General features: G+C 52.0%; 9 protein-coding genes and 1 tRNA gene. 6 read left to right on the top strand and 4 right to left on the bottom strand.

Annotated elements, in window-relative coordinates; all coding sequences use genetic code 11:
• Positions 1-39: 39 nt before the first annotated feature.
• Positions 40-1,923, top strand: coding sequence for a DUF294 nucleotidyltransferase-like domain-containing protein (locus tag RAC65_RS04475; protein ID WP_033740948.1), 1,884 nt, complete (start codon positions 40-42; stop codon positions 1,921-1,923).
• Positions 1,923-2,681 carry a 3'-5' exonuclease gene (locus tag RAC65_RS04480; protein WP_033740392.1) on the top strand — a complete coding sequence of 253 codons (759 nt, stop codon included), beginning with the start codon at positions 1,923-1,925 and terminating at the stop codon, positions 2,679-2,681. Before RAC65_RS04475 ends, RAC65_RS04480 begins: the two co-directional genes overlap by 1 nt.
• A gap of 204 nt (positions 2,682-2,885) precedes the next feature.
• Here RAC65_RS04480 and RAC65_RS04485 read toward each other — a convergent pair whose 3' ends face one another.
• A complete protein-coding gene (locus tag RAC65_RS04485; RefSeq protein ID WP_172912963.1) occupies positions 2,886-4,250 on the bottom strand; it encodes an MFS transporter in 1,365 nt (454 codons plus the stop codon).
• Between the two features lie 583 nt (positions 4,251-4,833).
• Between RAC65_RS04485 and fdhA the strand changes: the two genes are divergently transcribed.
• Entirely contained in the window at positions 4,834-6,021 is a 1,188-nt protein-coding gene (fdhA, locus tag RAC65_RS04490; protein WP_058708382.1) for a formaldehyde dehydrogenase, glutathione-independent, read from the top strand.
• Positions 6,022-6,323: 302 nt separating this feature from the next.
• Here fdhA and RAC65_RS04495 read toward each other — a convergent pair whose 3' ends face one another.
• Positions 6,324-8,123 carry a DNA/RNA non-specific endonuclease gene (locus RAC65_RS04495; protein ID WP_133745348.1) on the bottom strand — a complete coding sequence of 600 codons (1,800 nt, stop codon included), beginning with the start codon at positions 8,121-8,123 and terminating at the stop codon, positions 6,324-6,326.
• Between the two features lie 272 nt (positions 8,124-8,395).
• Positions 8,396-8,743: an HNH nuclease YajD gene (yajD, locus tag RAC65_RS04500; protein WP_058701609.1), complete on the bottom strand. Its 348-nt coding sequence runs from the start codon at positions 8,741-8,743 to the stop codon at positions 8,396-8,398.
• A 489-nt stretch (positions 8,744-9,232) separates the two neighbouring features.
• On the opposite strand from yajD, the gene RAC65_RS04505 reads away from it, so the two are divergent.
• Together RAC65_RS04505 and RAC65_RS04510 are read left to right on the top strand one after the other, a co-directional pair.
• A tRNA-Asn gene (locus RAC65_RS04505) sits at positions 9,233-9,308 on the top strand.
• Positions 9,309-9,488: 180 nt separating this feature from the next.
• Positions 9,489-10,766 (top strand): tyrosine-type recombinase/integrase, encoded by a 1,278-nt coding sequence (locus RAC65_RS04510; protein ID WP_375096404.1) that lies wholly within the window; start codon positions 9,489-9,491, stop codon positions 10,764-10,766.
• Positions 10,767-11,070: 304 nt separating this feature from the next.
• Here RAC65_RS04510 and traD read toward each other — a convergent pair whose 3' ends face one another.
• Positions 11,071-11,523, bottom strand: a complete 453-nt coding sequence (traD, locus tag RAC65_RS04515) for a conjugal transfer protein TraD (protein WP_375096405.1) — start codon at positions 11,521-11,523, stop codon at positions 11,071-11,073.
• A gap of 530 nt (positions 11,524-12,053) precedes the next feature.
• Here traD and mobQ point away from each other — a divergent pair.
• Complete coding sequence (gene mobQ, locus RAC65_RS04520) at positions 12,054-13,463, top strand: MobQ family relaxase (RefSeq protein ID WP_375096406.1); 1,410 nt, start codon at positions 12,054-12,056, stop codon at positions 13,461-13,463.
• Positions 13,464-13,546 lie beyond the last annotated feature (83 nt).

Genomic DNA, 13,546 nt, shown 5'->3' on the forward strand with positions numbered 1-13,546 from the left:
CAGGTCAGGCTGTCCGCTGTGGCAGAAAAGGAGGTCACCGTGCAGTCAGCCCATCAGGAAATTATCGACTTCATTCAGCGCTATCCGCCGTTTGACACCTTACCGCTCACGGCGCTGGCGCGCATCGCCGCGCACATTGAGGTCAGCTATTTCAAAGCCGGAACGCCTGTTCTCACCTTTGGCCAGCCTGTCGATGCCTGGTATGTGATTCGCAGCGGCGCGGTGGAAATCTACCGACGCAATGGCGATCTGTATAACCGACTGACGGCCGGGGGCTATTTTGGCGAATTTGGTTTGTTGCGCGAAAACAGCGTACGCTTTCCGGTGACCGCGCTGGAAGATACGCTGACTTACCTGATCCCGGCCCCGATTTTTAATGCGCTGTTTCGCAAATACGAGGAATTTGCCGATTTAGTGGAAGTGGAGGACCGCACCCGTCTCCGGCAAACCGTGGCGCGCACAGAAGAGGCTAACGGCCTGATGGCCTCCCGCATTGAGGCCCTGATTAGCCGACCGCCCGTTACCCTCGACAGCCGGGCCACGGTGCGCGACGCCGCGGTGAAAATGAGTAAAGAGGATGTCTCCTCGCTGTTGATCGTGACGCCGATGGCAGAAGTTAACCCCGCCGTCAGGCCGGCGCTGACCGGCATCGTGACGGATAAAGACCTGCGTGAGCGGGTCATCGCGGGTGGACTCGGGTTTGAGACACCGGTGAAGGCGATCATGACCGCACCGCTGAACCATGTGGAACATTATCAGCTGGTGTCTGAAGCGATGCTGACCATGATGCAGCACAATATTCATCATCTGCCGGTGATGAAAAACGGCTGTCCTGTCGGCGTGATTTCACAATCGGACATTATCCGCTACGAATCGCAAAACAGTCTGTTTATCGTCAGCCGCATTTTTCACTGCCAGCGCCCGGACGAACTGAGCGCCCTGAAAAACGAGGTACGTGCCTGTTTCAGCCGCATCGTACGTGAAGATGCCAACTCGCAGATGACTGGCCGCGCCATGGCGGTCATTGGTCGCAGTTTCACGCAGCGCCTGCTGGCGCTGGCCGAGGCGGAACTGGGGCCGCCGCCGGTCCCCTACTGCTTTATTACCCTGGGTTCGATGGCCCGCCAGGAGCAACTGCTCGTCACCGATCAGGATAATGCCCTGATCCTGGATAACCGTTATGACCCACTGCGCCATGCGCCCTATTTTATGGCGCTGACCCGGCGCGTGAGTGACGGGCTGGACGCCTGCGGCTATCGCTACTGCAAGGGAAATATCATGGCGACAAACAGCCGCTGGTGTCAGCCGCTCTCCGTCTGGGAACGCTATTTTGATGAGTGGATCGATTCGCCCTCACCGCAATCGCTGCTGGACAGCGCGATTTTCTTCGACCTGGACGCCGTCTGGGGCCAGGTGGAATGGGGAGAACAGCTTAACCAGCGTATCAGACACAAAGCGCGGCACAACGCCCGTTTTCTCGCCTGTCTGGCGCGCAATGCCTTGCTGCGAAAGCCGCCGCTGGGGTTCTTTAAAAACTTTGTGATGGAGCCCTCCGGCCAGCATACGCAATCCATTGATATGAAACGGCGCGGAACGGCCCCGCTGGCCGATCTGATTCGTGTGCATGCGCTGGCGGCGGGCGCAACGGCGCATAACTCCTTTGATCGGCTGCAGACGATTATGCAGGCCGACATTTTGCCCCACGGACGCGGTCAGGATCTGCGGGATGCGCTGGAGTTTATTTCGATGGTGCGCATCCGCCACCAGGCGCAGGATGTGGAGAACGGCCAGGAACCGGACAACCGGATTGAACCGCTTAATCTGTCTGACTTTGAGCGCAAGAATCTGAAGGATGCCTTTCAGATCCTCAGCAATGCGCAAAAATTTTTAAAATATCGCTATCAGCCAGGGCGGAGCGTTTAATGCTGCATATCAATAAAGCATTGCTGTCGCCCTGTGTCCGCGCCCGCCAGGACAGCGTGCTGCCGCAGGACTGGCCCGCCGTCCTCGCCAGACGGGCCAGGGAAACGCGCCATGCCGCGCTGAAAAACTACTACTTGTCTGGCATGCCGTCACCCGATACACCGTTGTCCGACGTTCCCTTACTGGCGATGGATTTTGAAACCACCGGCCTGAATCCTCAGCATGACGATATTGTCAGTATCGGTTTACTGCCGATGAGCCTGTCGCGCATCCGTATCCAGGGCAGCCAGCACTGGATACTGAATCCGCGTGCCGACCTGCGAACAGAGTCGGTGGTTATTCACGGCATCACACATTCCGCAATTGCCCGCGCCCCGGACCTGAATGCTGTGCTGCTCAGGCTGCTGGCAATGATGGCGGGAAACGTGATGGTGGTCCATCACAAAGGGATCGAACAGCCTTTTCTGGATGCAGCATTTAAAAAGCGCATTGGCGAAGGCATTGTGTTCCCCTGTATCGATACGCTGGCGCTGGAGGCGCGCGTTATTGCGGCACAGCGGCAAAACGGCTGGCGACAGAAATGGTGGCGACCGCGCCCCCGACTGTCGTTGCGCCTGTCTGACTGTCGGGCCCGTTATCATCTGCCGCACTATCCGGCCCACAACGCGCTGACCGATGCGCTGGGCTGCGCCGAACTGTTGCAGGCGCAGATTGCGCATCATTTCTCAGCCAGCACGTTGCTTGGCGATCTTGGGTGACCCGTCGGGTCACGCTTTCTCTGACGTGTTGACACCGCAATGGGTGATAAGCACTTCCCCTGCGATGCTGCACAGTCCCTGGCCTGCTTCGCGCCGATGCCGCCCTCGCTATGCGGAGGAATGCTTATGTCGCAGTTTTATGCGCCGCCAGCGAGGCCATCAGAAGATAACCCGGGCGGGTGCCCGGTTGGTGACCTTTATGCCTCACACCGGCTCCTTGCGGGCGACCGTCCCCACGTGCTTTACCGCACCCTGTTGCCGCGAATGCGGATGTGCGGCGTCATCCTGCAAAGAAATACGTGAGGTTTCGGGCAAGCTCAGCCCGCCCGCCAGCGCCAGCACCGCGACCGCAACAAGATAAAAGGCCGGTGACAGCGTATTGCCTGTGTAGTCAATGAGCCAGGTTGCCACCAGCGGTGCGGTGCCGCCGAAAAGCGTATAGGCCAGATTGTAGGTAATGGCAGAGGCGGTATACCGTGCCCGCGTGGGGAAGACTTCGGAGAGTAACGCGGCCGTCACGACGCCCGAAAACACCGCCCCCGTCGCTAACAGCATATCCCCGAGGATGGCGGCCCAGAGCAGGCCCGAACTGGCCAGCCACCAGGCCGGTAAGACACTTACGATCACCCATCCGCCCGTGACAGCCACCGTCTTTCTTCTGCCTATCCCGTCACAAAGCGCCCCCGCTACCGGACAGAGCCCCGCCGCAAACAGCAGCGCGAGGAAGGAGACCAGCAAGGCCGAGGCCCGACTGAAGTGGCCCTGCAACTGGAGAAAGGTCGAGAAGTAGGTGGTAAACATATAAAACGTCAGCGCGGTTAAGGCGATAAAGGCCCCCAGCCGCAGGATGTTTCCTGTCTGCTGGCGTAACGTGTCAGCAAGTGCCGCATGTGTTCCCGCCTCTTCGCGACGTGCAGCCCGGAAAGCAGGCGTCTCTTCCATACGAATGCGCAGATAAATCCCCACCAGCCCCAGCGGGGCCGCAATCAGAAAAGGAATACGCCAGCCCCACGCGCGCATCTGATCCTGGCCCAGCGCGGCATCTGACAGAAAAGTGATAACTGCCGCAGCCGCGAAAGCAGAAAACGTCGAGACCGTGATAAAGCTTCCGTACCAGGCGCGTTTGCGTGGCGGTGAATGCTCCATCACATAGGCGCAGGCTCCGGCATATTCCCCTCCTGCCGAAAATCCCTGAATACAGCGGGCCAGCGTCAGCAGAATCGGGGCCATGATCCCCAGATGCCTGTCGGTCGGAAGCAGGCCAATCAGCGTGGTCGCGCCCGCCATCATGAGTACCGTCAACGATAAGATACGTTTACGCCCATATTTATCCCCCAGCATACCGAATATCACCCCACCTAATGGCCGCAAGGCAAACGCCACGGCAAACACCAGGAACGTCTGTAATAAGGCGGTCTGCGGAAGTGCCTGTGAAAAAAAGTTTTGGGCAATAATCGTGGCCAGGAAACCATAAACGGCAAAATCAAACCACTCGACAAAATTACCTATAGCGGCAGCGGCTGTTACCTTTCTGAGCGTAGCGGGCGACGCGGGCGTAACAATATTCATTGTCCTGTTCCTTCTACGTAATGATTAACACTCAGCGACCATTGCGGTTGATGATATATTGCGGTCGACATGCCAGAAATAACCGTCAGCGATACGGTAATCCTCTGGCGATAACGATCGCAGGGTATTAAGGCACGATATTCTGACGCTTTATTTCGTAACTGCCGGGTTATTGCAATCCTTAATTAAAACCTGACCGCCTGAAAAAAATGAAGTCAACACGCGTGAGCTAATTCATTTTTATCATAGCACTGTCTGACGTGAAATAACGGCATAGGAAAAGCCTATATAATAATAAGCGACGTTGTCGCCGACAGATAATTACAGGTCGTTTTTAATAAAATCATTTTATTTATTTTCGACAGGATGTCCGGACAGGCTTTATTGCACAATGGCGATCTGTTTTTATTATTTCTTTCGATGTCGCCATTCTGCGTTTTTTCCCGTCCCGATGTCGTTGTCAGATCATTTAAGCACCACTGACTTGCTTACACTGCCTTTGCAGACCGGTAAGTACCTCACCCTACATGCATGATACCGCGCTGCCAGACAGACCTCTTAATCAGCCAGACAGGACATTACTATGGGAAACGCTTCCAATAAAGGTGTGGTATATCAGGGGCCCGGTAAGGTTGAAGTGATGGATATTGCCGATCCGAAATTCGTCAGCCCCGCGGGTAAAAAAATCGATCACGCGGTCATCATCAAAGTGCTGTCGACCAATATCTGTGGCTCCGATCAGCACATGGTACGTGGACGCACCACCGCACCGGCGGGCATGGTGCTGGGGCATGAAATTACCGGCGAAATCATTGAAAAAGGCACCGACGTTGAAATGCTTAACGTGGGAGATATTGTCTCTGTCCCCTTCAACGTGGCCTGCGGACGTTGTCGCTGCTGCCGGGAACTGGATACCGGCGTGTGCCTGACGGTTAATCCGGCACGCGCTGGCGGCGCATTCGGCTATGTCGATATGGGCGGCTGGGTTGGCGGACAGGCGAAATATGTCATGGTGCCGTATGCCGATTTTAACCTGTTGAAGTTCCCTGACCGGGATCAGGCGCTGGCAAAAATTCTTGATCTGACCATGCTGTCAGACATTCTGCCGACTGGCTTTCATGGTGCGGTCACGGCGGGCGTGGGCGTCGGTTCGATGACCTATGTCGCGGGCGCGGGCCCGGTTGGCCTGGCCGCGGCAGCCTCAGCGCAAATTCTGGGTTCAGCGGTCGTGATGGTTGGTGACTTCAATCAGGATCGCCTGGCGCATGCAGAAAAAATGGGCTTTGTGCCCGTCGACCTGAGCAAACACGATCGCCTGGGTGAAATGATCGCGGATATCATCGGCGTGCCGGAAGTCGACTCGGCGATTGATGCGGTTGGCTTTGAAGCGCGGGGCCATTCGGGTAAAGAGCAGCCGGCTATTGTCCTGAACAGCATGATGGCTGTCACCCGGGTAGCCGGTAAGATTGGTATTCCGGGACTGTATGTAACAGACGATCCGGGCGCTCAGGAGCAGGCAGCCCGTGAAGGATCCCTGAGCCTGAAGTTTGGCCTGGGCTGGTCAAAGGCGCAAACCCTGCACACCGGACAAACGCCAGTGCTGCGATATAACCGCCAGCTCATGAATGCAATTTTGCATGACCGGTTACCCATCGCGAAAATTGTGAACGCCAAAGTGCTGCCCCTTGAACAGGCGGCCGAGGGTTATGCCAGCTTTGATGCCGGCGTGGCCGCCAAATATGTCCTGGATCCGCACGGTTTGCTGGCGTAGGCCTTGTCTGCCCCGATGCCGGGACAGGTCGCGGCATCGGCTTACTGTTTTCTTGCCGCCAGTGGCGCGGTTAACCCGTCGGGTTAATGTCATGGTTTAGCCGGGGCGAACCGCGAACACATGCAGCGATCGTCCGGCTGAATCTCAGGCTGGCATACTGCTCAGGGCGTTGCTGGCGGGCAAGCCTGCCAACCCGGTGCCGGACGATACATCAGTGGCGACAATCTACGAATGCTGCCCGTTCGGAACACCAGAACGGGCAGTGTGATGTCCCTTACATTCAGCCGATTGCCGCCGTCCCTTTATAACACCTCAGACCAGCTCATAATCAGCTTTGCCTGCACAGGATCGGCCAGCAGGCTGGGATCGGGTTGCCAGCTGTCCCAGTCGCGGAACGCGCTGAAATCAAGCCCGGTGAGTGTTTCCAGTGAACGAATCGAAACGCGGTATTCATCCACCTGCGGAACCGCTTCCGGCTGCTGAAGCGGCAGTACGCGGCGCGGTTCGTCCAGCAACTTATCCTGACTGACCAGCAGTGCGGTGGCCTGCGGCGTGCCCTGCGGCCCGATGCGCAGTACCACTTTCCAGAACATCAGCGGCACCTGTAAGTTCCCGTATTGCCGGTGTTGATCGTTAAGTACCGGTCCGGTCAGCACGCTAATCTGCTGTTTGGTTTTTAACACACCATATTCCAGGATGTAGCGCTCAACACCTTGCCAGTACTGCACACTCTGGTTAAAGCGAAAATGCTGCGGTGAACAGTTGGTAAAGTGAAACGTGTCTTTATTGGCGCGCACTGCTTCGGCCGCGGTGCCCCAGGTGGGATCGCTACGGCGGGTGAGATGGCCCCGATCAAACCAGCGGCTGAATTCACTATAGAACGCCTGGCCGGTGATATAGCGACTGTCGATACGGCTGTCTTCATACCAGCGGTCGCCTTCAGGGAGCAGCGAAGGTTGTCCACTGCCGCGGTCAATATTGATGTAGCGCGCACCATCAATATTGGTGGCTGTGAAAAAGGCCAGCTTCCGCCCTGCGCTCATGATCAGCGAGAAGTGCTCATAATCCAGCGTGGCTTCTGCACCGCTGCGCCCATTACGCAGCGGTGCGACTTCACTGGCGCGTGGCGCGATAATGCCGGCGACATCAACATGCGTGCCCGACAGAAAGCCCGCCTGATAACCGTCGCGATTAGCGTAATTTTCATCGGGTGCAGCGGCACTGGGCAACACCTGTTCCGCTGCAGGCTCAGCCTTGAGCGCCTGCATCAGCGACGATTGCCAGGCTTCAGGTAACGTCGGCAGCGCGCCTTTAAGCCAGTCGGTAAGCGCGCTGATGCGGATGCCTTCATTGACCCATTTTCCGTTCTCTTCCACGCCACCGTGATGAAGCGCCACCAGCTGCCAGCTGTCATTGAAAACGGGTGCGCCCGACGAGCCACCTTCGCTGTCGGCTTCGTAGTGCAAAAACTCTTCATGACGGGCTAACAGTGCATTATTGCGCAGCGAGACCTGCTGCGGCGCACCGCCGGGATGGTGGATAAGATTAAGGTGGATGCCCAACGCATGTTTATCGTTGCGGTCATTGAGCGCCAGCGGCAGCGGTTGCTCGCCACTGTCGTCAAGCGCGTCGCCTAACGCGATCAGCGTGCAGTCCAATGCTTCGGTCGGGCTGGTGAGCCAGAAGCGTTCCGCATCCACACTGAAAAGACGTCCCTGAATCATCTCACCCGCTTCCCCCTGGCGGTAGCCAAACTGAAGCGTAATACGGCCTTTTTCAGGCGGTTCAGGTAACAAATGGTGATTCGTGACAAACAGGTTGCCCCAGGTTAAAAACCCACTGCCTTTGGGTACGCCATCTTCCCTGACCAGTGCCACCGCCCTGGCGGCGCTCAGCCCCTGCTGCAAAAAAGAGACGGGCAGCAAATCATTCGTGCCGATGATGACCTGTTGTCTGGCACGTTGCTGAAAGGCATAACGCTGTGCGCGTCGTGAATCAGGTTCCGCTGGCAGACCCTGACTCAGCGCCGTGCGCGTCTGTTGCCGCTGTCCGGCTGTCAACGCCAGCCTTGCGGCAATCTGTGCTTGCAGTTGCTCGTTCATTCACTTCTCCATGGTCGACGGTGCCCCTTTAACCATAGCTGTTTAAAACGGAGTACGCGCCAGGTGAGCATATCAACGGGCATACTGCACTTTTGCACTGAGAGGCGAACGACATCACCAGGCTGTTGATTCAGCCTCGTGCAGAAGGGCTTTGCCCCTGGGGTATAAGCTGCGGACAGTCAGAGAGGGAGTGGATAGCAGGCGCATAAAAACGGATGCGCGTCTGGCCGCTGTCAGGCACGAACGCAAAGGTCACGTCCGGGCCTTCAGTCTTACTTTTTCTTATCCAGCATTGCCTGTAAATCCGCAAAGGGATTATAGGTGGCTTCGCCCACGTCTTTTTGCGCGTCCTCACCCGCCACAACCCGGGTGCCGTACTGGTCAGCTTCCGTATACTTCGAGTGTTCGTGATCGTGGCAGTACAGGCACAGCAATTCCCAGTTACTGCCATCTTCCGGGTTATTGGTGTGGTCATGATCAATATGATGAACCGTTAATTCACGCAGGTTGGAATAGACAAACTCGCGCGAACAGCGCCCACAAACCCATGGATAGATTTTCAGGGCTTTCTCACGGTAGCCACTTTCAAGCCGTGAGTAGTTTTTTGGAATCAACGCCATGACGATATTACCTGTGATAAAGAGTGTTTGAGACAAGCTACAGGGACGAATGCTGCATACTACGTCCGTGGATGGCGCAACGCCAGCCTTCTGCGGTGCGTTTGTGGCTGTGGTAAGGAAGACGTAGGACGCTATCGCTTACTGATATGCAGTGGAAACCTGTGGCGCGAATGCACTCGACGTGAATAAACAAAAGCAGGCTATGCACGTTTATCAAAAGCTGGGCTTTGTCATCATGGGCCGCCTGGAACAGGATGGTCAGGCTAATCCGTTTCCTTTGTTGCATAGGCATCGATGATGCGGGTCGCACTCACCTGTCCGGCATGGGTGCTGTGATAAAACCATTTTATGGATGAAGAAGATCGGGAATGCGCAAAGTTGCGCTTGAAACAACCAGAATGCTGAATCCTTCAGCAAACAGACTGTCCGGCGCGAAAACCGCTTTGACTCAGTAAGATCAGTCCATTACTATGCGCCCTGTAGCACGATTCCTCTGTAGTTCAGTCGGTAGAACGGCGGACTGTTAATCCGTATGTCACTGGTTCGAGTCCAGTCAGAGGAGCCAATTTAAAGAAACCAGATGTCTACTGATGTCTGGTTTTTTGCTTTCTATCAATTGGTTAACCCTTCAAGCTTGTCTACTCACGTCTATTAAAAAATACTCGAAGCTACACCCTTTTGCTGGTAAAAATACTGGTAAAGCTGGTTCGGTTTTCCTTTTACCAGCATTCAGGGGGTAACTGCCATGCCACTTACTGATACCAAAGTAAAAAATGCCAAACCCGCTGAAAAGCCCGTTAAGCTCACTGACGGGTTCGGCCTCTACCTGCTGGTACATCCTAACGGTTCAAAGTACTGGCAGTTGGGTTATCGCTTTGAAGCGAAACAAAAGGTGTTTTCCATAGGTGTATACCCTGCCGTTTCTCTGGCAGACGCAAGGCAACGCCGCGACGAAGCCAAAAAGCTTTTAGCATCAGGAGTTGATCCCAGCGCTAAAAAACAGGCTGACAACAAAACCACGATGGATAAACGTAACAATACCCGCGCTTTTAAAACAGTTGCTAAAAGCTGGTTTGCAACGAAAACAACCTGGTCAGAAGATTATCAGCGCTCAGTCTGGACTCGTCTTGAAACTTACCTGTTTCCTGATATCGGCAACAAAGATACAGGTGAGTTAGACACGGGGGATCTGTTGGTTCCAATCAAGAAGATTGAAACACTCGGTTATCTTGAAATCGCTATGCGGGTAAAACAGTACGCTACCGCTATCCTGCGATATGCTGTTCAGCAAAAGATCATCCGCTTCAATCCTGCCTATGATCTTGAAGGTGCTGTACAGAAGCCACAGACAGAGCATCGGCCTGCAATTGAACTGGAAGAGATACCAGCACTTCTGGAACGTATTGATGGTTATCAGGGACGCAGCAGGCTCACGTCACTGGCAATTACACTCAACCTGCTAACGTTTGTCCGTTCCAGTGAACTCCGCTTTGCCCGCTGGTCAGAAGTTGATTTTAAAAGTGCGCTATGGATTATCCCGGAACAGCGTGAAGCCATTGAGGGTATCAGACATTCAGGGCGGGGATCTAAAATGCGCAGGAAGCATTATGTTCCACTGTGCAGACAGGCGGTGGCAGTTCTGAATGAGCTGAAAAATATCACAGGTGATGTCAGTACTGACGACGGCTTTATCTTTACAGGCTGCTATGATGCCATGAAGCCCATGAGTGAAAACACCATCAATAAAGCACTGCGTAAAATGGGTTACGACACCAAAACCGACCTCTGTGGTCATGGCTTTCGTACCCTTGCATGTAGTGCGTTGATTGAGTCCGGACTTTGGCCGGAAGACGTGGTTGAACTTCAAATGAGCCATATGGAAAAAAATAACGTTCGCGCTGCCTACACGCATAAGGCTAAACACCTTGAACAACGCCGCCTGATGCTGAAATGGTGGGCTGATTTTCTGGATGCCAACCGTGAAGGGATGGTCAGACCGTTTGAGTTTGCTAGCAGAAAATAATACAAAAATTCCCTGACAGTTAAATATTCAAATCCCCTGGCGGTAAACCACCAGGGGACTGAACCAGGTTCCTGACGCCCTGCATAACCAAAAGGGACGTTATATTTCTGAATGTCAGGACAAGGTATATAACAACCGCACCACATATAAAAAATAAAAAGGATGACAACATAATTTCAATAACATTTATATTGATAATGTCAACAAACGGTTATAAATTAATTCCTACCGCGCCATCTGGCTTGCTCAACCCTTCACAGCAGAAAACAAGTTTTCGGCTGCTCAGCGTTCTATAAGAAAAATATTACTTACCTTTATCTACTGCCTTACCCAACATGGAAGAAAAATGACTCTGGTAACGCAGATTCAATCCGTTTTCACCCTCTTTATTTTCCTCTGATGTATTACCATTCTTTGATACAGGATCTGCTACTTCGGCTTGCTGTTTTTCCTGTTTACGTTTTACTGTTGAAATTTTATTTTTCTGCTCTTTTTTCATATTTTCGTTTTCTCTGGCTCTGGCCCCGTTACTTATGAACCTTTTGCGTTGTTCTTCTGTTAGCCCGGCACAAGTAATAAGAAAACCCACTAACATATCCTGATCAACGTACAGTCCAAGATACTTTGCAACCTCACCACCCAGCACAATTTTCCTGTGCGTTTTCTCTTTGCGACTCAGTGCTTTTTCTTTTGTAGTTAATCTGTTCAGTTCCTGTTGTGCTGATGCTAATAGCTGACGTAAATCTTTTCTTTCCATAATTATCTCCTGTTTTGTCTTTCATGCCTGGAATGTTCCAATGAATAAAACTGCTTTTCATTGATTTTTCGCATCCAGACGTCAGGCTTTTAAGGTTTTTGATAATTTAAGCTTCCGCGCAGAGGAATAATCATTTTTTTGCATTTTCATTGTTTTAGTTAACTCTTTAATCATTAAATAACATATTTATTTTTACTTGCAAATTTTACAAGATGATAATTCCGGGTTATATTATTAATATAAGCAATACGGAAACATCCCTTCTTCGATTTATATCCCTTTACCCCAAGCTTACGCGCCTCTTCTTTCGGCGCTTAGATCCAGAGAAAAACTTGACCATTTTTTTTATTTTGATTCGGCGCAAGCTGAATAAAAAATAAATAAAATGCCCACTTATACATTGCTTCGCAACGTGTGGGCCTGGCGGGGGCCTTAAAGTCAACACCAGCGTTTTTCTTACGAAAAACTAAAACCAGCAAAGGTCAACACCTTTAAAACAAATTAAAATCAACAGGAGAATTTATTGTAGCATGACAATATTTCATTTATCGTTTAGTATGCTAAAAAGATCCGCAGGAAAATCGTCATGTTATCTTGCCGCATATAATGCAAGAGAAAGAATAGAAGACGTGAGAACAGGAGACGTATACGATTATTCATATCGTTCCGACCTGTTCCACCACTGCATTCTTGCACCAGAACACACACCTTTTAATATTATTGAAAACTCTGCTGTGTTGTGGAATGAAATTGAGAAAGTTGAGAAAAGAAAAGACGCCCAGCTCTCACGTTATTTTGATATCGCTATTCCTGTTGAACTGGATAACGATGCCAAAATCGCGTTAGTGAAAAACTACTGTAAACGCAATTTTGTCAGTAAAGGCATGATTGCCGATATCTCATTCCATGACCTTGACGGTCATAATCCCCATGCTCACGTTATGCTGACGCTACGCGAGATAACACCAAAAGGTTTCGGTAACAAGAACAGAAGCTGGAACGAGCATGATTTGATGGATGAATGGCGTGCGTCATGGGCCAGAATGTCTAACCGTGCACTGGAACGTGTTGGTTCCAAAAATCGTATGGATCACCGTTCCCTTTCAGCGCAGCGTGAAGAAGCGATTGTTCTGGCGAAGGAAGCACAGGAAGCGGGAAGAGAGGATATCGCAAACGAACACCTGGCTAAGGCCATTGAACTTGATCGCCCTGCGCTTACCAGGATAGACCGTAAATCATGGCATACCAATAGAGCCAAAACCCTACGTGCCGCAGAACAGTTGCAGGCAGCACAGACCAAACAAGCTGCTAACGATTTCAGGCAGTTGTTTAACAGTGAGGTGGGTCATCTCATTACCGTCAACCTCAACACATTCCGTATTGAAGGTCTGAAAGCAAAACCAGCGCCACAACAGCCTACACTGGTTGTTCCGGAAAGAAAACGCCGCTTTAAGCCGGTTGTAGGGAAGCCAAAGGATATGTCCCTTTACTATGGTGTTGCGCCAAAAATAGAAAAACCAGCTTTGTTAAGGCGTAAACGTAAGATTAATTTGCACAAGATGTATGATTTTATTAAAACTTTTATTAGTGTGTTGGTTAATCGTCCGACGAAAGAAACTCAGCCAGAACCAGCTGCTATCACTGTGCCAAATCCGGCTGTTCCATACCCGCTTGATGAAGTGATGATTGACCCTGTTACGAAATTGAAGATTACCAAGCGTCAATGGGAGGGTATGGAGACTACCACTAAACCAGCAGAAGTTTGCATTCCTCTGGAAGCTAACTACAACCACAAGTCTGAGAAAAAACAAGATCCAGACAAAACAAGCCGAGCAATTGCCTTTCCACCTTTACCAAAGGAAAGGGAAGTTGCAACAAAATCAAAAGGTTTTACGCTGCCTAAACTTCGATTTGGTTTGAAAAAACCTAATAATCAATGATTTATATTTGAAATAACAGCAAGTAGCATTAATTAACCACAAACTAGGGTTAAACTACCCCAGTCTCAATGCGTGTATAAAAT

Source organism: Pantoea sp. BS_8, assembly GCF_041954965.1.
Lineage (GTDB): Bacteria > Pseudomonadota > Gammaproteobacteria > Enterobacterales > Enterobacteriaceae > Pantoea > Pantoea stewartii.

What these genes read in the sequence shown, in the direction of transcription:
- RAC65_RS04480 (WP_033740392.1), top strand. Translation starts at nt 1,923, where the DNA reads ATGCTGCATATCAATAAAGCATTGCTGTCGCCCTGTGTCCGCGCCCGC.
- RAC65_RS04510 (WP_375096404.1), top strand. Translation starts at nt 9,489, where the DNA reads ATGCCACTTACTGATACCAAAGTAAAAAATGCCAAACCCGCTGAAAAG.
- traD (WP_375096405.1), bottom strand. Translation starts at nt 11,523, where the DNA reads ATGGAAAGAAAAGATTTACGTCAGCTATTAGCATCAGCACAACAGGAA.
- fdhA (WP_058708382.1), top strand. Translation starts at nt 4,834, where the DNA reads ATGGGAAACGCTTCCAATAAAGGTGTGGTATATCAGGGGCCCGGTAAG.
- yajD (WP_058701609.1), bottom strand. Translation starts at nt 8,743, where the DNA reads ATGGCGTTGATTCCAAAAAACTACTCACGGCTTGAAAGTGGCTACCGT.
- mobQ (WP_375096406.1), top strand. Translation starts at nt 12,054, where the DNA reads ATGACAATATTTCATTTATCGTTTAGTATGCTAAAAAGATCCGCAGGA.
- RAC65_RS04495 (WP_133745348.1), bottom strand. Translation starts at nt 8,123, where the DNA reads ATGAACGAGCAACTGCAAGCACAGATTGCCGCAAGGCTGGCGTTGACA.
- RAC65_RS04485 (WP_172912963.1), bottom strand. Translation starts at nt 4,250, where the DNA reads ATGAATATTGTTACGCCCGCGTCGCCCGCTACGCTCAGAAAGGTAACA.